We start from the raw sequence: 19223 nt of genomic DNA on the forward strand, positions 1-19223 counted from the left end.
TCACATTCCACTACGCGCTCCGAACCGCACCCGCGCCACCAACTCCCTTGTATTCAAGGCGAGATGCTCCGCACCTCCTATCTGGAAGGCGAGCAAGTTGACGCAGAATGTCAGCCGCAGAAGAGTCCTGTCCCTCGGTGCCGCGCTCGGGATCGTGAGTGCTGCGAATGTGAGCGACGCTTGGGCGTGGTCGCCGGCGGGGTCGGTCGCCGGGGTCGGGGCGGGTACCGACCCGGAGTACGTGTGGGACGACGAGGTGGACCGGCTGGTCGCCTCTCTCCTCACTCACGGACAGGTTCCCGCGGTCAACGCCGCTATGGCTTCGTGGGTGAACAACGACGACCCGCTGCCCGGCGGCCTGCCGGCCGACCTCACCGCGTATCTGCGGAAGGTGAACACGCTGCCCTCCTGGGCGGATCCCGGCAAGCTGGCCCGCGCCGCCGACTTCAACCGGCGTAAGGACACGTACCTCTTCATGCTCTACGGGCTCGGCAGCGGGATCATGAGCACCGTGATTCCGCGCGAGGCCAGGAGCGTCTACTGGTCCAAGGGCGGCGCGGACATGAAGGACCGCGCCGCCAAGACGTTCACGTTCGGCTACGACCTCGCCCAGCTCAACGGCTTTGAGCCGACAGGGCAGTTCGTGGTCACCGCCAACAAGACACGTCTGGTGCACGCTGCCGTACGTCACCTGCTGCCGCAGTCGCCCCAGTGGACGGCCGTCACGGACGAACGTATCCCCATCAGCAACGCCAACATCCTCGTCACCTTCCACAGCCTGGGCACCTTCGTCCGCAGGAAGCTGCTGGAGTGGAAGGTCCCCTTCTCGGCCGAGGACCAGGACGCCTTCCTGCACAGCTGGCAGGTCGCCCTGCATCTGCTCGGCGTGCGGGACGAGTACATCCCCAAGTCGTGGGCCGACGCGGACGCGCAGTCGCGGCAGGTGCTCACGCCGATCCTCGCCCCGACGACCGAGGGCGTCGAACTCGCCGAGGATCTGCTCAGCTTGCCCTCCCAGGTCGACCTCGGTGTCACGCGCGGGTTCCTCAACGAGTTCGTGCGCTACGTCCTGAGTGACGAGATCGGCGACTGGCTCGGGCTGAAGCGTGACTACGCCTCGGCGGCGCTGATCCGCACCGGCTGGCCCGCCTTCATCCTGTTCCGCGAAGGTCTTACCCCCGTAGTGCCCGCCGCGTTCTACGTGTTCGACCAGTTCGTGCGGGCCCTGGCCATGCTGTTCCTCAACCAAGGCGCGTCGGCGACGACTACGCCCATCGTGATTCCGACGGGGAACAGACCGACCCCCTGAGTCCTCCGCTCAAAGGCCCAGGGCGCCCGCGACCAGATGGGTCACGGCCGCCCGGTGGTCGGGGCTGTCCCGCCAGCGCAGTCTCCGCCCCGCCTCGACCACCACGCCGAACCCGGCGTGCACCAGCACCCGGGCCCGGCGCGGGTCGAGCTCCGGACGCGCACGTCTCAACTCCCGTTCCCAGACGGCGATGTGCTCCCGTTGCGCGAGGACCAACGGACGCCGCAGATCGGCCGGCAGCCCGGCGAACTCCGCCTCGGCGACGCTCGTGAGCGCGGTGTGCTCGAAGCTGTACGCCACGTAAGTCGCCGCCAGCGCCACGACCGCGTCACGCGCATCGGCCACGTCCCGCAGGCTCTGGTCCACCGCCTGCGCGAGCAGCCCCGCCGCCTGCAGACAGGCCGCCGCCAGGATGTCGACCTTGCCCGGGTAGTGCCGGTAGAGCGCGGACGGCGCGAGGCCCACCGCCTCCGCGATCTGGCCGTTCGTGACGTTGGCGAACCCGTCCCGGGCAAACAGCGGGACGGCGGCGGCGAGGATCTCGGCGCGTCGTGTGCGGGGTACCGGGAGTGTCGGCAGCTGTACGGAGGACTTGCTCCCCGTAGGACCTGCGGGGTCCGTCCCGATCACAATCAGCGCACACCCCAACAGCAGTTCCTCGACCCGGTGTTGGGCGATGGAGGTGTGGTGCATCGTGATGGACGCGACCGCGCCGAGCGCTGCCGCGACCCGCAGTTCCACCTCAGCGCCCGGCCCCTCGCGCCGCACCGCCTCCGTGACCCGCGCGACGACGTACCCGAACTTCCCCCGGAGGAGCCGGCGGTCCTCGCGGTTGAGGTACCTGGCCTCCCAGCGGTACACACCGCCCGACGCCCGATGCGTGACCGTGACACGGATGAGGGCGGCGAGTACGTCCGCCTGGTCCGCCTCGCGCGGCAGTTCGTCGAGGGCGCCCACGAGACGGTCCGCCATCACGTGCGCGCACTCGGCGAACAGCGCGTACTTGTTGGGGAAGTGCCGGTACAGGGCCGTGGCGGTGATGCCCACCCCGGCGGCGATCTCCTCCATGGACGCCGCGTGATAGCCGCGCTCACTGAAGAGCCGGCCGGCCGCCTCGACGATGAGCTGCCTGCGGTTACGGGGGCGGGTGGCCGCGGTCGGCTCGGCGGTCATGAACGCTCACGCACATGAGGAGACGGGGCCATACGGCCCAGTCAAGCACAACGCCTCGGCGGCCCCGGCCCACTCGATCACACGGGGAATACAGTCGCCCTGTCCGTCGCCGGGACCGGCGGGACGGTCCTCGCCGGCCGCGCACACTGGGCCATAAGCAGCAGCAGATAGCGCGGGTTGAGGAAGAGGTACCGCCACCACAGCCGGCGCGGTTCCATGCCCAGCCGCCACAGCCACTCCAGCCCGTACCTGCGCATCCACAGAGGGGGCCGGCGCAGGTTCCCGGCGTGGAAGTCGAACGCGGCGCCGACCGCGAGCAGCGGCATCGGCAGCAGCGGACGCATGGCGTGCACGAACTCCTCCTGGCGCGGGCAGCCGAGCCCGACCAGGACGATCCGCGCCCCGGACTCGGTGATCCGGGCGGCGATCTCCTCGTCCTCACCGGGGTGTGCCGCACGGAACTTGGACGGCTCGTGACCGGCGATCTTCAGAGCCGGCAGCGTGTTCCGCAGGTTCAGGAGCAGCCGGTCCAGCGTCTGCTCGGTCGAGCCGTACAGATACACCGGGAGGCCCTCGTCGGCCGCCGCGCGCAGCACGTCGAGCGTCAGGTTCGGGCCGCACACCGGGTCGGTGAGGGCCGCGCAGTGCAGCAGGTTCAGTGCCCAGCGCACGGGCTGGCCGTCCGGGGTGACGAGGTCGAAGGAGTTGAGGCGGGCGCCGTGCTTGCGGTCCAGTACGCCCGTCATCACGCCGTGCACGGCCAGCGCGGTGACGGCGAAGGGGCGGCGGCTCCTGGCGGCGGACAGCACGCTGCCCGCCGCCCGGTCATAGGTGGTCACGTCGACGAGGACGCCGAGCACGTTCCTTTTCACGGGGCTGAGATCCACCTGTCCACGTTGGCCTCGTAGATCTCGGTCAGGATCAAGGGCACGTCGTACGTCAACTGCCAGTCCGGGTAGTGCTGTTCGAAGCGCGCGTTGGAGCTGATCCACCAGATGTGGTCGCCGGTCCTGGGTGTCTCCACGTGTTCGAGGTGCATCTCGTTGCCCGAGATCTTCTCGGCCAGGGCGATGGCTTCGAGGTTGGAGGCGTTGGAGTGCCGGCCACCGCCGAGGTTGTAGACCTCGCCGCTGCGCGGGTTGCGGAAGAACGCCTCGAACGCGGCGACCACGTCATGGCTGTGGATGGCGTCCCGCACCTGTTTGCCCTGGTAGCCGATGAGTTTGTACGTACGCCGTTCCATGGCGCAGCGCATCACGTAGGCGAGGAAGCCGTGCAGTTCGGTGGCGGCGTGGCCGGGGCCGGTGAGGGTGCCGCCGCGGAAACATGCCGTCCTGAGTCCGAAGTAGCGGCCGTATTCCTGGACCATGACGTCGGCGGCCACCTTCGAGGCGCCGAAGACCGAGTGGAGGCACGTGTCGATGGACATGTCTTCGGTGATGCCTGCGCCGTAGCGGTGACCTGGTGTGATCTCCCAGCGTGTCTCCTGCTCGACCATGGGCAGGGAGTTGGGGCGGTCGCCGTACACCTTGTTGGTGGAGCAGTGGATCAGGGGGGCGTCGGGGCAGTGTTCGCGTACGTTCTGGAGCACGTTGAGCGTGCCGCCGGCGTTGATGTCGAAGTCCGTGAACGGGTCGCGCGCGGCCCAGTCGTGGGACGGTTGTGCGGCGGTGTGGATGACGACGGCGATGTCCCGGCCGTACTTGCGGAAGACTGCCGCCAGCGCTTCCCGGTCGCGGATGTCCACGGCGTGGTGGGCATAGGACTTGCCGAGGTCCTGCTCCAGACGCTTCACGTTCCACGCGGTCGATGCCTCCGGTCCGAAGAACCGCGAGCGCATGTCGTTGTCGATGCCGACGACATCAAGTCCGAGGCGCGCGAAGTGCCGTACCGCTTCCGAACCGATCAGACCGGCCGAGCCGGTCACGACTGCGACGCTCATACCGACGCCTCCTGAGATGGGGGAAAGGTGTGCTGTTCGGGTGTCTCTGCCGGTCGTTCAACCGGTCCGTGCGGGCGCCGTGCGGGCTCTGGCGCTGCGCGCCGCCTCGTACGCCTCGGTGATACGGGTGACCCACGACTCTTCCGTGAAGTGGTTCGCGTACACCTGCTCGCAGTGTTCGCGGAGCGTCGGGAAGCGGGTGGCCGCCTCCGTCAGGACCGGGGCGAGCGGCTCGTCCCACCGGGTGACGCGGCCGGTGCCGTGTTCCCGTACCGACTCGGCCACCGACGAGCCCTCGAAGGCGAGGATGGGGAGCCCGGCCGCCAGCGCCTCGACCTCCACGCAGGGGGCGCCCTCGTGGCAGCGGCTGGGGAAGACCAGGCCGCGCCAGGTGCGCATCCGGTCGCGCAGTTCGGCCCGGTCGAGCCGGCCGAGGAAGCGGACGGAGGAGGGGGCGGCCGCCCGGCACGCGGCGAGGAGTTCTCCGTCGCCGACGATGTCCAGCGGCTCGTGGGCGGGCCACCGGTTCAGCAGTTCCAGGACGCCTTTCTCGGCCGTGAGGCGCCCGGCGACGAGCCACCGGCCGGTGTCGCCGCCCGCCGACCCTTCGGACGGCGGCGCCTCGACGAAGTTGGGTACGCGCACGAGGCGCCCGGCGGGCACGCCGGCCCGCCGGTACGTCCGCTCGCTCAGCCGGGAGAGGACGACGAGCCGGTCCGCTCGGGCCAGCAACGCGTCCCGCGCGGGCCCGTGCCGTCCGGCCCAGGCAAGGGGCAGGGTCGCGGCCCGGGAATCGCGGTAGCAGCCGTAGCGCAGGGCCGCCCAGGGCTCGCCGTCCGGGCAGCGTGTGCACACGGCGCCCGCGCGGTAGAGCGTCGCCGCGGCGCACAGGGGCCGGTAGTTGTGCAGGGTCGCGACGAGCGGGCCGTCCCAGTGCCGTACCCAGGAGCGCCCGAAGTTGGGGAACAGGTTCTGGACGTGCACCACGTCGGGGGCGTGGGCGCGCAGCCGGGTGAGCGGGTTGTCGCCCCGGCCGGACGCCACGCGCGCCGCCGCTCTCAACGGATAGAAGGGGTCCCGCTCCAGTTCGTCGGTGTGGGCGGCGAACAGTTCCACGTCGTGGCCCGCCGCGCGCAGGGCGCACACCTGGTCCCGTACCGCCTCGTTCTCTCCGCTCGGCTGTCCGGAGGAGTAGAAGCTGTGCACTACCGCGATCTTCATGACGGGGTGCCTTCGGTCGTCGTCAGTCACGGCCCGCACGCTCTGCGGCCGCATCTAAAACTCGCGCAACTGGCGCTCCACGCCGTCCTTTTGGGGAGGGCGCGCGGCAATCCCACTCTGCTGGCGCAGCGACGGGCGGGGAGCGGTCCGGCCCCATGCTGCCCATCGGGTGAGACTTCTTCGTACCGGAGCGTCGCCGCCCGTCCCACCGCACGCGGCTCGGACACACTCGATGGAGTCCGCCCCTGCCGCACCTCGAACGACGGCCCGGCCCCCACGGCCGGGACCGTCGGCTTCCGCCCGTCCACAGGTGCATCGATCCGGGGCAATCCGTCGGAGCCGGTTGGAGAGGGTGACCCGTGGCTGTTCGGGGAGACGTTCCGCATGTGCCGTTGCCGGGGCCTACGCGGATGCGGTCCGACCGGGAGCAGCCTGGTGCCGGACGAAGACGACACGGGAAGCCCGCGTGGTATCTGCCGGTCGCGCTGACCGTAGACGCGGCGGGGGCCGCGGGGCCGGTGTACGTGGCTTTCCACCTCGCCGGCGAGGCGCGTGCCGAGGTGTGCGCGGCCGTGGTCGCCGTGACCTGGGTGCTGGTGCGGGCCTGGCGTACCCGGTACACGTGGCGTGACCTGGGAGAGCGCGGCAACGCGGACGGAAGTCTGCGGGACTGGCTGATCCTGGTGGGGCTGCTGGCGGTGGTGCGGGCGGCGACCGGTGAGGAGCCACCGTTCCGTCTCGCGCTCGCCGGGCTTGTGGCCTGCCTTCCGCTCACGGCGGTGTGCCAGGCGCTGACGCACCGCCACCTGCTGGCGCTGCGCCGCGCCGGACGCGCCGTGCGCCGGTCCCTGGTGATCGGTGAGGCGGCCGCTCTCGACGGCCTGGTGAACCATCTGTCGCGGCGCACCGACCACAGGTTCGTCGTGGTCGGGGTGTGCCCGGTCGGTGACGGCACCCCCAACGTGGTGGCCCCGGTCACGGCACGGCTCGACGGGCAGACCCCGGCGCGGCCGTCGAGTGACTCCCTGGCGGTGCTCGCGGCGGCCCGGAGCCTCGACGTGGACCAGGTCTTCGTCGCGTCCGGACCGAGGATGGCCGGCGAGCGACTGCGCCGGCTGTCCTGGGCCGTGCACGAGGACGGCCGTCCGCTCGCCGTCGTGCCCGGCCTGACCGAGGTGGCGCAACGCCGGATCGCCGTCTCGTCCGTGGCCGGCCTCGCGATGCTGTACGTGACCGCGCCCTCGCGGCGCGGCGGCGCCCTGGTGCTGAAGCAGGTGATGGACCGGGTGGGGGCGGCGTTGCTGATGGTGCTGTTCGCCCCGGTGTTCGCCGCCGTGGCCGTCGCCGTACGGCTGGATTCGCCGGGGACGGTCCTGCACCGGCAGATCCGCGTCGGGCAGGGCGGCCGCGTCTTCCACCTGGCGAAGTTCCGCACGATGGTCGCCAATGCCGAGCAGCTGAAGCACGAGCTCGCCGGGACGAACGAGCACGACGGGCTGATGTTCAAGATGCGCCGCGATCCCCGGATCACGCGCGTGGGCCGGGTGCTGCGCCGCTACTCGATGGACGAGCTGCCCCAGCTGCTGAACGTGCTGCAGGGGCACATGTCCCTGGTGGGTCCGAGGCCCCCGCTGCCCGACGAGGTGGCGAAGTACAACGAGGTGGAACTGCGGCGGCTGAGCGTCAAGCCGGGGCTCACCGGCCTGTGGCAGGTCAGCGGACGCTCCGACCTGTCCTGGGACGAGACGGTCGCCCTGGACCTGCGTTACGTCGACAACTGGTCCCCGTCGATCGACTTCGGCATCCTGCGCCGGACGCTGCGAGCCGTCGTCGAGGGCAAGGGTGCCTACTGACCGTCAGGAACCGTTGGCGTGAAGGGGGTCGGCCCGGCGGCCCCCACGCGACGCGCGAGATGCGTATCCACACATGCGAGTGAACGCTCCGCACGCGACAACGGCGGTCCGCCTGGTCGCAGCCCTCGAATACAGGGACCTGTGGGCGTAATGCGGGATCAGTCATTCAGTCCCAGGTACCGGCCAATCAGTGCACGGCGTCCGTCGCGCACCCCGGGCGGAACGGCATTCCGCTCATATCCTTTTCATGATCCTGCACAAGATCTCCACCTGTACCTCCACTCATGGAGAAAACCATGCGCGTTGCCGTGACCGGTGGGGGCGGATTTCTGGGCTCATTCCTGTGCGAGGCGCTGCTGCGGCGTGGAGACGCCGTCGTCTGCCTGGACAACTTCAGCACGGGACGGCCGGAGAACATCGCTCACCTCTGGGAATTTCCTGCCTTCGAATTCGTCCATGCCGATGTGAGCGTCGCCGCGGACGTCCCCGGTCCGGTCGACGCCGTCGCCCATCTCGCCAGTCCCGCGTCACCGCCGGACTATCTGCGCCTGCCGCTCCAGACCCTCGCCGTGGGCAGCCGGGGCACCGAGAACGCCCTCGAACTGGCCCGGCGCGACAACGCCCGGTTCCTCCTCGCGTCGACGAGTGAGGTCTACGGCGATCCGCTGGTCCACCCCCAGGACGAGGACTACTGGGGCAACGTCAATCCGATCGGACCGCGCAGCGTGTACGACGAGGCCAAGCGGTACGCGGAAGCCGTCTCCCTCGCCTACCGGCGCAGCCTGGGCGTCGACGTCGGCATCGTCCGGATCTTCAACACGTACGGCCCGCGGATGCGCCCGCACGACGGACGGGTCGTCACCAGCTTCATCTCCCAGGCGCTCGGCGGCGAACCGCTGACCGTCCACGGCGACGGAAAGCAGACCCGGAGTTTCTGCTACGTGAGCGATCTGGTCCGCGGCCTGATCGCGATGCTGGACTCCTCCGAGAGCGGGCCTTTCAACCTCGGGAATCCGGAGGAATGGACGGTGTCCGACCTCGCCCAGCTCGTCCTGGAAATCACGGGCTCGCATTCGGAGATCCAGTACCACCCGCTCCCCACGGACGATCCGGTCCGCCGCCGCCCGGTCATCACCCGCGCCCAAGAACACCTCGGCTGGAGCCCGGAAGTCAGGGTCGCCGACGGAGTGCGCCGGACCGTGGAGTGGTTCAGCCATTCAACCCGGGAACTCGATCTGTCCGGTTTTCCGAACTGACGAACTGACGAACTGACGAACTGACACAGAAAGCGACGGGCGATATGCGACTGACCGTCATCGGAACGGGATATCTCGGCGCCGTGCACGCCGCCTGCATGGCGGACATCGGCCACGAGGTACTGGGCGTCGACATCGACGCCGAGAAGATCAGGGCTCTGGGCGAGGGAAGAGTCCCCTTCTACGAACCCGGTCTGCAGGACGTGCTCTCCCGGGCCGTCGGCTCGGGACGCTTGCGCTTCACCACCTCGCTCCAGGAGGCGGCCGAGTTCGGCGAGGTGCACTTCATCTGCGTGAGCACCCCGCAGCGCCGCGACTCGCCGGCCGCCGATCTGCGGGCGGTCGACGCCGTCGTCGACGGGCTCGCGCCCCTGCTGCGCCAGCGTTGCCTGATCGTCGGCAAGTCCACGGTCACCGCGGGAACGACGGCCCGGCTCGCCGCGCGCGTCCAGGAACTCGCCCCGGAAGGCACGGACGTCGAGGTCGCCTGGAATCCGGAGTTCCTGCGCGAGGGCTTCGCCGTCCAGGACACGGTCCGCCCGGAACGCCTCGTGGCCGGCGTCCTGTCGAAGCGGGCGGACGAGACCCTGCGCGAGGTGTACGCGCCGATGCTGAGCGCCGGCGTGCCCTACATCAGCATGGATCCGGCGACGGCCGAGCTGGTGAAGGTCGCGGCGAACTCGTTCCTCGCCACCAAGATCTCGTTCATCAACGCGATGGCCGAGGTCTGCGACGCCACGGGCGCCGATGTGACCACCCTGGCCGACGCCCTCGGGTACGACACCCGGATCGGCCGGCGCTTCCTCTCCGCCGGTCTCGGCTTCGGAGGCGGCTGTCTCCCGAAGGACATCAGGGCGTTCACGGCACGGGCCGACGAACTCGGCGTAGGTGACGCGGTGTCGTTCCTCCGCTCGATCGACGAGATCAACGCTCGGCAGCGGCGGCGCACCGTCGACATCGCCCGGAACATGGTGGGCGGCGCGTTCACCGGCCGGCGTGTCGCCGTGCTCGGCGCCACGTTCAAGCCGGACAGCGACGACATCCGTGACTCGCCGGCCCTGGCCGTGGCGGCCGCGATCCACCACGAGGGCGCGGACGTTCGGCTCCATGACCCGCAGGGGATGGACAACGCGCGGGCCGTCCTGCCCCTGCTGGACTACGCCCCCGACGTGGAGAAGGCCTGCGCGGACGCCGATCTCGTCCTGCATCTCACCGAGTGGGCGGAGTACCGCCGGATCGACCCCGTCGCGCTCACCGCCGTGGTGCCCGCGCGGAAGATCCTCGACGCGCGCAATGCCCTCGACGCGTCGCTGTGGCGGTCGGCCGGCTGGACCCTGCGGGCGCTCGGCCGGCCGACGCCGACGACCGCCGTGCCGAACCAGCAGGCGGCCGACCGCCACACTCCCGCCATGGGCTACGCCGACCTGAACTGAGCTACTGCGCAGAGGACTTGACGCATGGGTCCGGGGCCGACACCGGTCGGCCCCGGACCCGAAACTCCCGGAGTCCGTTCAGCCCGAGCGCCGATGGTGCAGCCGAAGAGCAGCGCCCGCGAGCAGCGCCGCCGGGCTGCGCGGCCTGAGCCACTGCTCGTCGTAGCCGAGGACTTGGCACACGGGTCCGAGATTGACACCGGTCGGCCCCGGACCCGGAATCACCGGAGTCCGTTCAGCCCGAGCGCCGATGGTGCAGCCGAAGAGCAGCGCCCGCGAGCAGCGCCGCCGGGCTGCGCGGCCTGAGCCACTGCTCGTCGTAGTGGTCCCGCGCGCCGAACGACCGGTATTTGTACGCCTCGTCGCCGCGCAGGAAGTCGAAGGTCTCCACACCCGCCTCGGCCACGATGGCGATCGTCCGGTCAAGCAGCACGGTGCCGAGACTCATCCGCGCGTACGCGTCGTCCCAGCCGCCGTTGTAGTAGGCGAACGTGTTCTGCCACAGGAACCCGTAGACCGCTCCCACGGCGCGGCCGTCGTGCTCGGCGATCAGGGCGGCGGGGCCGCGTCCGGGGGCGGCGCGCTTCTGGAGCCGCAGATGGAAGTCGCGCCGGCCGGAGTCGAAGGCGGTCGTCGTGCCCGCCACCTGCCGCCGCGCCCGATGCAGGCCGAGCACGGTGTCGAGCACGTCGGCGGTCATCTCCGGCGGCGGCACCCAGCGGAAGGTGATCCCGGCCGTGTCGAGCTGCCGCTGCCGCCGCGCCATGAGCCGCCGGAAACTCCGGGAGCCGACGCCGATGCCCGGGCCGACGGCCAGGCGCGGGCAGGTTCCGCTGGTGATCCGGCGAGTGCCGGGCGGCAGCAGTCCCGGGTCGGCCTCGGGTGCCATCGCGGGGAGCCAGAGGCTGGCACGGCCCGTGCGTTCCCGGAGCCAGGCGCGGACTTCGTCGTGACGGTGCGGCAGGGCGGGGAACAGTCCGTGGTCCGCCGCGTCGGTCGCCGCCCCGAGCATGGTCCAGCAGGTCACCCGGAACGGGAACCGGCGATGCAGTCGCTGCCGGTCGTACACCAGGGGGACGACAGCTTCCACACGCCCGTCGGGGCCGGCCCACACCGCGATCTCGGCCTCGGCGGACGCGTCCATGGCCTCCCATGAGCCCAGCACCCAGTCCGGCGTGACGAAGTACGAGGAACCCGGGACGCCGGCGGCCAGTTCGCGCCAGCCGTCTTCCAGCGCGGCCAGGCCGCTCGGCGCCCGGTGGACCGCGAAGCCCGGTGCGGCAGTGGCTCGTACGTCTGCGGCCGGGATCATCGCTTGCCGTTCGCGAGGAGACGGACGAGCCCGTCGGTGAAGCGCCGGCTCATCTCCTCGACGGTGTACCGCCGGGCGTCCTCTCGGCACTCCCGGCGCATCGCGTCGAGCCGCTCCGGGCTCCCGAGCAGCTCCGCCACACAACTGGCGTACTGCCCAAGGTCGTTGGGGGCGACGACGGCGTTCCGGCCGTGCTCGAGGTACTCGAACTCCGGTCCGTGGTACGGCCACTGTGTGGTGACCATGGGTGTTTCCAACGCGAAGGAGTCGACGGCGCACAGCCCGACCAGACCTGGCATGAGCAGCACGTCGGCGGCCGCCCCGAGCAGGGCTTTCCGCTCGCCGAAGGCCTGCCCCACCGGGACGACGGCGGCCGAACGCGCGGCCCATGCCTGGAGGGTGGCCATCTCCTCACCCTGTCCCGCCACCATCAGGCGGAATCCGGGAAGCAGCCGCGCCACGGCGTCCGCCGCCTCCAGGAGAAAGCGGATGCGCTTCGAGGAGCTGATCGCCCCGATGTACAGCGCCGTCCGCCCGGGCGTCAGGCCGTACTCCTCCCGGACCCGTGCCAACTGCCCGGCCGTCACCTGCTCGTACGCCTTCCGTACGGCGGTGGTGTCGATGGAGTTCTGGACGACCGTCGTCCGGTCCTCGGGAAAGCCGTGTTCGACCACGCTGCGGGCGCCGCCCTCGGTGTAGGCGAAGAACCACCGGGCCTGGCGGGTGAAGGCGAACTTGAGCTGCTGCTCCCGCTGCGACTGGGGCTTCGAGTACGTCCGGCCATGGTCCCACATGGAGATGACCGGGCCCCGGCCGAGCCGTTGCCTGATCAACTGCGGATACAGCTCCACGTTGCGCAGGGCCTGGTCCACCACCAGCACGTCCGAGGAGTGGAACAGCGGCCCGAGGCGTTTGTAGACGAGGGGCCGCTTCCCCACCCGCAGGGTGTACTGCGGCAGTTGTACCGCGCCTTCCATGTCGACGGCGTCGGCACGGGAGTCCATGTCGCTGTTGTAGGGCCGGCCGTAGGCCACCGTCAGGTCGACCTCGACGTCTGCCAGGTCCTCGGCCAGCCGACGGAAGAAGGGGCGGCGGAACTCCGAGAGCATCGGTGTCACGAAGGTGACCCGGGGCCGCGGGGCGCGCTGGGGGCAGAACATCGGGGGTCCTCCTCGGGCTACAGCCTGGCCACGTTCTTGCCGGAGGTCCGTCCCCGGGTGTCGAAGAACAGCCGGGAGCGGGCGGCGAGATCGTCGAGGTCGTAGGTGGTGTGTGCCTGCAGCAGGACGGTGACGTCGGCCTCCGCCACGGCTTCGTGCAGCTGCGGGGTGCGGGTGAGTGCCGTGCCGTGGACGTTCCAGTGCGGCACGTAGGGGTCGTGGTAGCCGACATCGGCACCGAGGTCCTGAAGTCGTTCGGCGACCGGCAGGCTCGGGGACTCCCTCTCGTCGGCGATGTCCGCTTTGTAGGTCACGCCGAGCAGGAGTACCCGCGCACCGCGGAGACTGCGCCCCTCCTCGTTGAGCAGCCTGATCACCCGGTCCACGACGAACGTCGGCATCCGGCTGTTGATCTCCTGGGCCAGCTCCACGAACCGGAAGGGATAACCGAGGCTCCGCACGCGGTGCGAAAGATAGTTGGGATCGATCGGAATGCAGTGCCCGCCGACTCCCGGGCCTGGCCGGAAAGCCTGGAACCCGAATGGCTTGGTGGCCGCCGCGTCGATGGCCTCCCACAAATCGATCTTCAGCTCGTGGCAGAAGACCGCCATTTCGTTGACGAGGGCGATGTTGACCTGACGATAGGTGTTTTCGAGGAGTTTCGTCATTTCCGCGACGGCCGGGGTGCTGACCGGCACGACCGTATCCACGATTCGGCGGTAGAACGCCTCGGCCGCGGCCGTGCATTCGGGCGTCACCCCACCGACGCTCTTCGGCGTGTTGCGCAGCGAGAACGCCGGATTGCCCGGGTCGATCCGCTCGGGCGAGAAAGCGAGGTGGAAGTCCCGGCCGACCTTTCGGCCGTCGTGCTCCAGTGCCGGAAGCAGTACTTCCTCGGTCGTGCCCGGGTAGGTGGTCGACTCCAGGACGACCAGCGCACCCGGCCGCAGGCGTCCGGTCAGCTCCGCCGCCGCGGCCCGGACCGCCCCGAGGTCGGGAACCGACTGGTCGAGCGGGGTGGGCACGCAGATGACCACGACGTCGGCGTCACGCAGGCAGTCGGGGTCCTCGGTGGGCGTGAACCCCTGGGTGAGGGCCTCGGCGACGGATTCGTCCGGCACGTCGTCGATATGGCTCCGGCCGGCGCGCAGGCCGTCGACGCGCCGCCGGTCCTCGTCAAGGCCGTGGACGGTGAATCCGGCCCGGACAGCTTCGACGACCAGGGGGAGACCGACGTATCCGAGACCTACCACGACCAGTGAATGACGTTCGATCATCCTCGCACCGTCCTGAAATTCGTGATGTGCCCAGGAAAGCATTTGCACACTGCGGATCTCTGGACGACCGACCGTCGGGGCGTGTCGGTGGAGACTTCGCGGCCACGCTGGATAAATTTCGTGAACGTACTGAATGACTTGCCAGAAACCCGGTGAAGGAATCGGACAAGACTCCTTAGGAGTAGTCATGAAGCACAATGCGCTGACCCGCCGAATTGCCGCCAGCCCGCTCGCGCCCTTCGCCGTTCTCCCGAGCAGGATCGCGGCGGTGGCCCGGCACAACACCCGTAACGTGCAGCAGTCCGCCTCCTGGCTGCTGCGCTCGCGTGAACTCGTCCACTACACGTACGACCTCGAACCGCTGAACCTGGAGCACCTGGCCTGGTTCGTCTCGACGGTGACCGGGAGGCCGGTGGACGAGGTGCGCGGTTACCTGACGGAGCTTCAGGAGGACGTCGAGCTGCGCCGGGTCGTCATGGACGGGCTGGCCCGCAGCCCTCGGCGCAGCACCACCGACCGGGTCGTCCGCTACGGCAGGCGCATCGGCTGGTACGCCCTCGTGCGGGCGCTGCGACCCGAGTTCGTGGTCGAGACCGGAACCAACCGCGGCCTCGGGAGCGCCGTGATCGCCGCCGCGCTGCTGCGCAACGGCCGGGGCCGGCTCGCCACCTGCGACATCGACGACCGCTCGGGCGAGCTGATCCTGCCGCCGTACGACCGGGTGGTCGAGCATGTGGTCGGTGACTCGCTCGAATTCCTCGCCGGTCCCGTGGCCGGGCGGCAGCCCATCGACCTCCTCTTCGTGGACACCGGCTACACCCCGGAGCACGAGCGCGCCGAACTCGTCGCGGCGACACCGCTGTTGGCGCCGGACGCGGTCGTGCTGGCGACCAAGACCTACATGTGGCAGGAGCTGTCGCGGTGGGCGGAGGAGCAGCAGCGGGAGTTCCTGCACTTCGGCGAGCAGCCGCACGACCACTGGTACCGGGGCGTCGGTATCGGTGCGTCGTTCCCGGCCCTGGTCCGGGCGTGAACCCAGAGGCCGCGGCCAGGCTCGCCCGCTGGCACGGGCGGCTGGACGGCTGGCAGGGTGGTGACACCCTGCTGCGCCGCTCGCCCGCCCAGGCCTGGTTCCGCCGCCGGGCCGCCGGCCGGCTGGCGGTTCTCGGTTACCACGGCGTCGAGGATCCCGCGAACTTCGAGGCGCACCTCGACCTGCTGCAGAGACGGTTCGTACCGGTCTCCCTTGAGCGGGTCGAGGAGGCCGCCCATGGCGGCCGGGCGCTGCCGTCCCGCAGCGTGCTCGTCACCTTCGACGACGGTGATCACACCGTGCACGCCCATGGCCTGCCGTTGCTTGCGGCGCGCGGGGTTCCGGCCGTCTGCTTCGTCATCCCCGGCCTGGTGGGCACCTCGGCGCCTTTCTGGTGGGACGAGACCGAGCACCTGGTCAGGAACGGCGGTACCACGCACCGGGTGCCGCCCGCCCGGCCCGACCTCACGGTGCACACCCTGAAGTTGCTGTCCGAGCGTGAACGGCAGCTCGCCCTGGCCGAGCTGCGGGCGACGGCCTCGGCGCCCTGTCCGCCGCAACGTCAGCTGACCGCAGTCCAGTTGAGGGAGTTGGAGAAGGGGGGTGTCGTCGTCGGCAACCACACGTTGACCCATCCCTGCCTCGACCGCTGCGGCGACGATCAGGTACGCAGGGAGGTCCTTGAGGCGCACGACCGGCTGACGGAGCTGACGGGCCGTCCGCCGACCTCCTTCGCCTACCCCAACGGCAACGTCGACGAGCGGGCCCACCGCTTCCTGACGCAGGCGGGCTACCGTTCCGGGTTCCTCTACAACCACCGGCTCGCCGACCCGGGGGCCCGCCACCCGTTGCGCCTCGACCGGCTGGTCGTCTCCAGCCGGACCAGCGTGGTCCGGCTCGAGACCATCCTTTCCGGGCTTCGCCCGGCCCTGTTCCGGGCCGGGCGACGGGCTGCCCGCGCCGTCGCGCGTGCGGGTCAGCCGCTCAGCAGCAGGTCCTGACCGGTCGTCAGCGCTGCGGCCACGTGCCGCAGCGCCCGGTCGATCCGGGCGGCGCAGTCCCGCAGTTCCGCGAAGGAAAGGCCGTCGGGATCCTCGACGTCCTCCGACTCCGGAGCCCCCGGCGCAGCACGGCCGCGAGCCGCGGCCGCCCCGGCCACCACCGCCCCGGGGTCGCCCACCACGGGCCGCCCCTCCGTGAGGCGTACGAACTCCTCGAGCGTGAAACAGCGCCGCAACGCGGTGGGCCGAAGCTGTACCGCGGCCTCACGATGCTCCCGCGCAAGCCCAAGGACCACGTCGGCCGAGCCGATCAGCTCGGCCGACAGGCGTCGGGTGGTGAAGTCCGCCGTCCGGCCGCCGAGTTCCTCGATCACGGCCTCGCTCCAGGGCCTGAGCGGCTCCCCCGGGCGCGCCCTCGTGCCGGCGCTGCCGATCCGGAAGCCGTCGGCCGCCGCCCCCAGACGCACGGGCAGCAGCCGTTCGGCGATCGGCGACCGGTACATGTTGCCGGTGCACACGAACAGCAGCCGGAAGGTGGTCACCCGGAGATTCCCACCGTGTCGGCCTCCTTGCGGGGCGGCGTCACGAGGTTCTCCGTGCCGGTGGGGGGCGTCCCGTATCCGTAGCCGTACCCGTATCCGTAGCCCTTGTTGGCCGCCTTGGCCATGCTCAGCACGCCGCCGAGCACGGAGGCGTTCACGGAGTGCAGGGCGCTGACCGCGGCCTTCACGCGTTCACCGGGGGTGCGTCCGGCCCGGACGACGAGGACCGTGCCGTCGACGGCCGGGGCGAGGCCCACGGTGTCGGCGACCGGCAGCAGCGGGGCGCTGTCCACGACGACGGTGTCGAACTCCTGGGTGAGGTCCTCGAGGATCTGCCGCATCCGGTCGGAGGCGAGCAGCTCCGCCGGGTTCGGCGGCATGGGTCCCGAAGTGAGAACGCTGAGGCCCTGCTCCCCGAACGACTGGAGTACGTCGGTGGTGGTGGCCATGCCGATGAGCACGCTGGTGAGGCCGGCGTCCTGGACGAGCCCGAGGTTCTTGGCGACGCAGGGGTTGCGCAGGTCGGCGTCGACCAGGCAGATCCGGGCGCCGGTCTCGGCCAGCGAAAGCGCCAGGTTCGTCGCGGTGTTGGTCTTTCCCTCGCCCGGCAGCGGGCTGGTCACCATGATCACCCGCGGCCTGCGGTCGACCTGGGCGAACTGCAGGTTGGTCCGCACGAGCCGGTAGGCCTCGGCGCGGGCGCTGTAACCGGCCGGGCCGACCGCGAGCGGGGTCTGCGGCGCCTCCTTGTCGAACGGGATGCTGCCCAGCATCGCGAGGCCCGTCACCTCGGCCAGCGCGGAGCTGGTGCGCACGGTGGTGTCGAGGGTCTCGCGCAGGACGGCGAGACCGACGCCGACGACGAGTCCAGCGAGCAGACCGATCGCCGCGTCGAGCACGGGCTTCGGGCTGATGGGGTCGGTCCGCGGCTCGGCCTGGCGCGTGATGCCGATGCTCACCGGGGCGGCCCGCTCCCCGGTCGGCGTCTCCAGGCTGACGAGCATCCGGCTCGATTCGCTCGCCACGGAGTTGGCGATCCGCGCGGCACGGCGGGGGCTGGTGTCGGTGACGGAGATGTCGATGAGCACGGTGTTGAGCTTGACCTTGGCGCTGATGTGCTCGGTCAGCTCGGCCGGTGTCATCGTCAGTCCGAGCCGGCCGATGACCGACTTGGCGATCGCGGGGCTGGAGATGATGTCGGCGTAGGACTGCACGCGCGCCTGCGAGAACGCGCTGCCCTCGTTGAGTTGCGAGATGTCGGCCGCGGTCCGGGTGGAGACGAAGATCTGGCTGTCGGCCTGGTACTGGGGCGTCGAGTACGTCGTGAAGGCGATCCCGGCGCCGAGGCCGAGGAGCGTCAGCGCGGTGACGGAGAGCCATCGTCGGGCTAGGGCTTTGAGGAAGCCGCGCAGATCCAAGGTGTACCCCTTCGGGTTGGAGGAGCTCGGATGGGTTCGACGGAGTTCCTGGTCGCTGCCCGGCCCGAGGCCCAGGCTGGTGCCGATGACGACCGCGACCGGCAGCATGACGAACAGGTAGACGAGCAGGTTCGAGGTGATCACGTTGAGGCTCAGGCCGACCACGGCGAGCAGGGCGGCGTGGTGGATCGCCCACTCGGGTCCGTTCCGGGTGGCGCGCCTGCGGCGGTACGCCCCGCGGGCGAGGACGAACATCGCCGCCAGCCACAGACAGAGCCCGAGGAGTCCGAAGTCGTGCCACAGCCGCAGATAGTCGTTGTGCGGATGGCCGACGGTGGCCTGCACGGTTCCTACGCCGTGGCCGAGCCACGGAGCCTCCTTGATGGCGTTCCAGGTGTTGCTCCAGAGCCAGGAACGGCCCGACGTGCCGATCTCCACCCCCGCGAAGCCCTGTTGGTCGTTCTGGGTGAAGCGGTCCCGCAGTGGCGCGTACCGGGTGACCAGGAGATACGCGGCGGTCGCGAACACGCCGGCGAGCAGGAGCGCCCGCCGGAACTCACCGCGTCTGCGGCCCTTGACCACAAGGCCGAGCAACAGGAAGAGGCACACGGCGGCGGACGTCCGCGACAGACTCAGGACGTCGGCGGTCACCAGCAGGAAGGGTGCGAACCAGCCCCGGCGCGAGCGTTCCGCCAGCGGGACCGCGGCGACCAGTCCGATCCAGATGCCCTCGCCGAACAGCCGGCTGGCGTAGACCTCGTTGTTCGCCGGCCCGGCGACGACCACCGTCACCAGATATCCGACGGCGGTCAGCACGGCCGCGCCGCGCAGCCAGCGCAGGAGCAGCAGCGCCGAGCCGGGCGAGGCCCACGCGGCGGCCAGGGCCATCACGGCCACGAACGACAGGTACACCAGGGTGTTCTGGGCGCCGTCCAGAGTCCGTTGCTGGATGAAGGAGACGAGCGCATAACCGGCGAAGAGCCACAGGGGCAGCGGCAGCCTCGCGGACCGCCGGGCCGCGGAGTCGGCGGAGTCGGCGGCGTCGGCGGCGCCCGCACCGGCGGGCCGGTACAGCATGGCGCGCGGCAGCGTGATCACGGCTACGAGGAAGACGACAACCGTGGCCGCGCCGTTCAGTCCGAGCTGCGTGAGGCCGCCTCCCGTGAGCATCCAGAAGGCGGCCAGGGCGACCAGGGACACACGGGGCCGCTTGCCCACGATCGCTCGCGAGGTGACAGCTAGTGACATATCGGTCACGCTACCGGTCGACCGGTCGGAGGCGGGCGCGCCGCC

At 70.5% G+C, this 19223-nt stretch carries 15 protein-coding genes; 6 read left to right on the top strand and 9 right to left on the bottom strand.

What is annotated here, in order from left to right:
• Window positions 1-97: 97 nt before the first annotated feature.
• Complete coding sequence (locus ABZ893_RS02340) at window positions 98-1309, top strand: oxygenase MpaB family protein (protein WP_361395380.1); 1212 nt, start codon at window positions 98-100, stop codon at window positions 1307-1309.
• A 9-nt stretch (window positions 1310-1318) separates the two neighbouring features.
• Here the strand turns inward: ABZ893_RS02340 and ABZ893_RS02345 are convergent, their stop codons facing one another.
• The 4 genes from ABZ893_RS02345 to ABZ893_RS02360 form a co-directional block, all read right to left on the bottom strand.
• The gene (locus ABZ893_RS02345) at window positions 1319-2482 is read right to left on the bottom strand and encodes a TetR/AcrR family transcriptional regulator (RefSeq protein ID WP_361395383.1); all 1164 of its coding nucleotides are present in this window, start codon (window positions 2480-2482) and stop codon (window positions 1319-1321) included.
• A gap of 77 nt (window positions 2483-2559) precedes the next feature.
• Window positions 2560-3354 (bottom strand): WecB/TagA/CpsF family glycosyltransferase, encoded by a 795-nt coding sequence (locus ABZ893_RS02350; RefSeq protein WP_361395386.1) that lies wholly within the window; start codon window positions 3352-3354, stop codon window positions 2560-2562.
• Window positions 3351-4424, bottom strand: a complete 1074-nt coding sequence (locus tag ABZ893_RS02355) for an NAD-dependent epimerase/dehydratase family protein (protein WP_361395389.1) — start codon at window positions 4422-4424, stop codon at window positions 3351-3353. The genes ABZ893_RS02350 and ABZ893_RS02355 overlap by 4 nt, the downstream gene beginning before the upstream one ends.
• 57 nt (window positions 4425-4481) lie before the next feature.
• Window positions 4482-5675, bottom strand: a complete 1194-nt coding sequence (locus ABZ893_RS02360) for a glycosyltransferase family 4 protein (RefSeq protein WP_361395392.1) — start codon at window positions 5673-5675, stop codon at window positions 4482-4484.
• 494 nt (window positions 5676-6169) lie between these two features.
• Between ABZ893_RS02360 and ABZ893_RS02365 the strand changes: the two genes are divergently transcribed.
• From ABZ893_RS02365 to ABZ893_RS02375, 3 genes are all read left to right on the top strand, one after another.
• Entirely contained in the window at window positions 6170-7498 is a 1329-nt protein-coding gene (locus ABZ893_RS02365; RefSeq protein ID WP_361395395.1) for a sugar transferase, read from the top strand.
• A 296-nt stretch (window positions 7499-7794) separates the two neighbouring features.
• Complete coding sequence (locus ABZ893_RS02370; RefSeq protein ID WP_361395397.1) at window positions 7795-8754, top strand: UDP-glucuronic acid decarboxylase family protein; 960 nt, start codon at window positions 7795-7797, stop codon at window positions 8752-8754.
• 44 nt (window positions 8755-8798) lie between these two features.
• On the top strand, window positions 8799-10187 hold the full coding sequence (locus tag ABZ893_RS02375) for a UDP-glucose/GDP-mannose dehydrogenase family protein (protein ID WP_361395400.1): 1389 nt from the start codon (window positions 8799-8801) through the stop codon (window positions 10185-10187).
• Window positions 10188-10422: 235 nt separating this feature from the next.
• Here the strand turns inward: ABZ893_RS02375 and ABZ893_RS02380 are convergent, their stop codons facing one another.
• Genes ABZ893_RS02380 through ABZ893_RS02390 form a run of 3 tightly spaced genes read right to left on the bottom strand, consistent with a single transcriptional unit; the run spans window position 10423 to window position 13936 of the window.
• Entirely contained in the window at window positions 10423-11499 is a 1077-nt protein-coding gene (locus ABZ893_RS02380; RefSeq protein WP_361395403.1) for a GNAT family N-acetyltransferase, read from the bottom strand.
• Window positions 11496-12659 carry a glycosyltransferase family 4 protein gene (locus ABZ893_RS02385; protein ID WP_361395406.1) on the bottom strand — a complete coding sequence of 388 codons (1164 nt, stop codon included), beginning with the start codon at window positions 12657-12659 and terminating at the stop codon, window positions 11496-11498. The genes ABZ893_RS02380 and ABZ893_RS02385 overlap by 4 nt, the downstream gene beginning before the upstream one ends.
• A 17-nt stretch (window positions 12660-12676) precedes the next feature.
• A complete protein-coding gene (locus ABZ893_RS02390; protein WP_361395409.1) occupies window positions 12677-13936 on the bottom strand; it encodes a nucleotide sugar dehydrogenase in 1260 nt (419 codons plus the stop codon).
• A gap of 187 nt (window positions 13937-14123) precedes the next feature.
• On the opposite strand from ABZ893_RS02390, the gene ABZ893_RS02395 reads away from it, so the two are divergent.
• Together ABZ893_RS02395 and ABZ893_RS02400 are read left to right on the top strand one after the other, a co-directional pair.
• The gene (locus ABZ893_RS02395) at window positions 14124-14969 is read left to right on the top strand and encodes a class I SAM-dependent methyltransferase (RefSeq protein WP_361395412.1); all 846 of its coding nucleotides are present in this window, start codon (window positions 14124-14126) and stop codon (window positions 14967-14969) included.
• Complete coding sequence (locus ABZ893_RS02400; RefSeq protein WP_361395414.1) at window positions 14966-15970, top strand: polysaccharide deacetylase family protein; 1005 nt, start codon at window positions 14966-14968, stop codon at window positions 15968-15970. The genes ABZ893_RS02395 and ABZ893_RS02400 overlap by 4 nt, the downstream gene beginning before the upstream one ends.
• Here the strand turns inward: ABZ893_RS02400 and ABZ893_RS02405 are convergent.
• Together ABZ893_RS02405 and ABZ893_RS02410 are read right to left on the bottom strand one after the other, a co-directional pair.
• Window positions 15946-16512, bottom strand: coding sequence for a low molecular weight phosphatase family protein (locus tag ABZ893_RS02405; protein ID WP_361395417.1), 567 nt, complete (start codon window positions 16510-16512; stop codon window positions 15946-15948). The genes ABZ893_RS02400 and ABZ893_RS02405 overlap by 25 nt on opposite strands.
• The gene (locus ABZ893_RS02410) at window positions 16509-19178 is read right to left on the bottom strand and encodes a polysaccharide biosynthesis tyrosine autokinase (RefSeq protein WP_361395419.1); all 2670 of its coding nucleotides are present in this window, start codon (window positions 19176-19178) and stop codon (window positions 16509-16511) included. The genes ABZ893_RS02405 and ABZ893_RS02410 overlap by 4 nt, the downstream gene beginning before the upstream one ends.
• Between the last annotated feature and the right edge of the window lie 45 nt (window positions 19179-19223).

The sequence above is a fragment of the Streptomyces sp. NPDC046821 genome (assembly GCF_040645335.1).
In the GTDB taxonomy this organism is placed as follows: Bacteria; Actinomycetota; Actinomycetes; order Streptomycetales; family Streptomycetaceae; genus Streptomyces.

Coding starts and splice junctions, on each gene's coding strand:
- ABZ893_RS02345 (WP_361395383.1), bottom strand. CDS start 2,482: ATGACCGCCGAGCCGACCGCGGCCACCCGCCCCCGTAACCGCAGGCAG.
- ABZ893_RS02355 (WP_361395389.1), bottom strand. CDS start 4,424: ATGAGCGTCGCAGTCGTGACCGGCTCGGCCGGTCTGATCGGTTCGGAA.
- ABZ893_RS02370 (WP_361395397.1), top strand. CDS start 7,795: ATGCGCGTTGCCGTGACCGGTGGGGGCGGATTTCTGGGCTCATTCCTG.
- ABZ893_RS02375 (WP_361395400.1), top strand. CDS start 8,799: ATGCGACTGACCGTCATCGGAACGGGATATCTCGGCGCCGTGCACGCC.
- ABZ893_RS02380 (WP_361395403.1), bottom strand. CDS start 11,499: ATGATCCCGGCCGCAGACGTACGAGCCACTGCCGCACCGGGCTTCGCG.
- ABZ893_RS02385 (WP_361395406.1), bottom strand. CDS start 12,659: ATGTTCTGCCCCCAGCGCGCCCCGCGGCCCCGGGTCACCTTCGTGACA.
- ABZ893_RS02390 (WP_361395409.1), bottom strand. CDS start 13,936: ATGATCGAACGTCATTCACTGGTCGTGGTAGGTCTCGGATACGTCGGT.
- ABZ893_RS02395 (WP_361395412.1), top strand. CDS start 14,124: ATGAAGCACAATGCGCTGACCCGCCGAATTGCCGCCAGCCCGCTCGCG.
- ABZ893_RS02410 (WP_361395419.1), bottom strand. CDS start 19,178: ATGTCACTAGCTGTCACCTCGCGAGCGATCGTGGGCAAGCGGCCCCGT.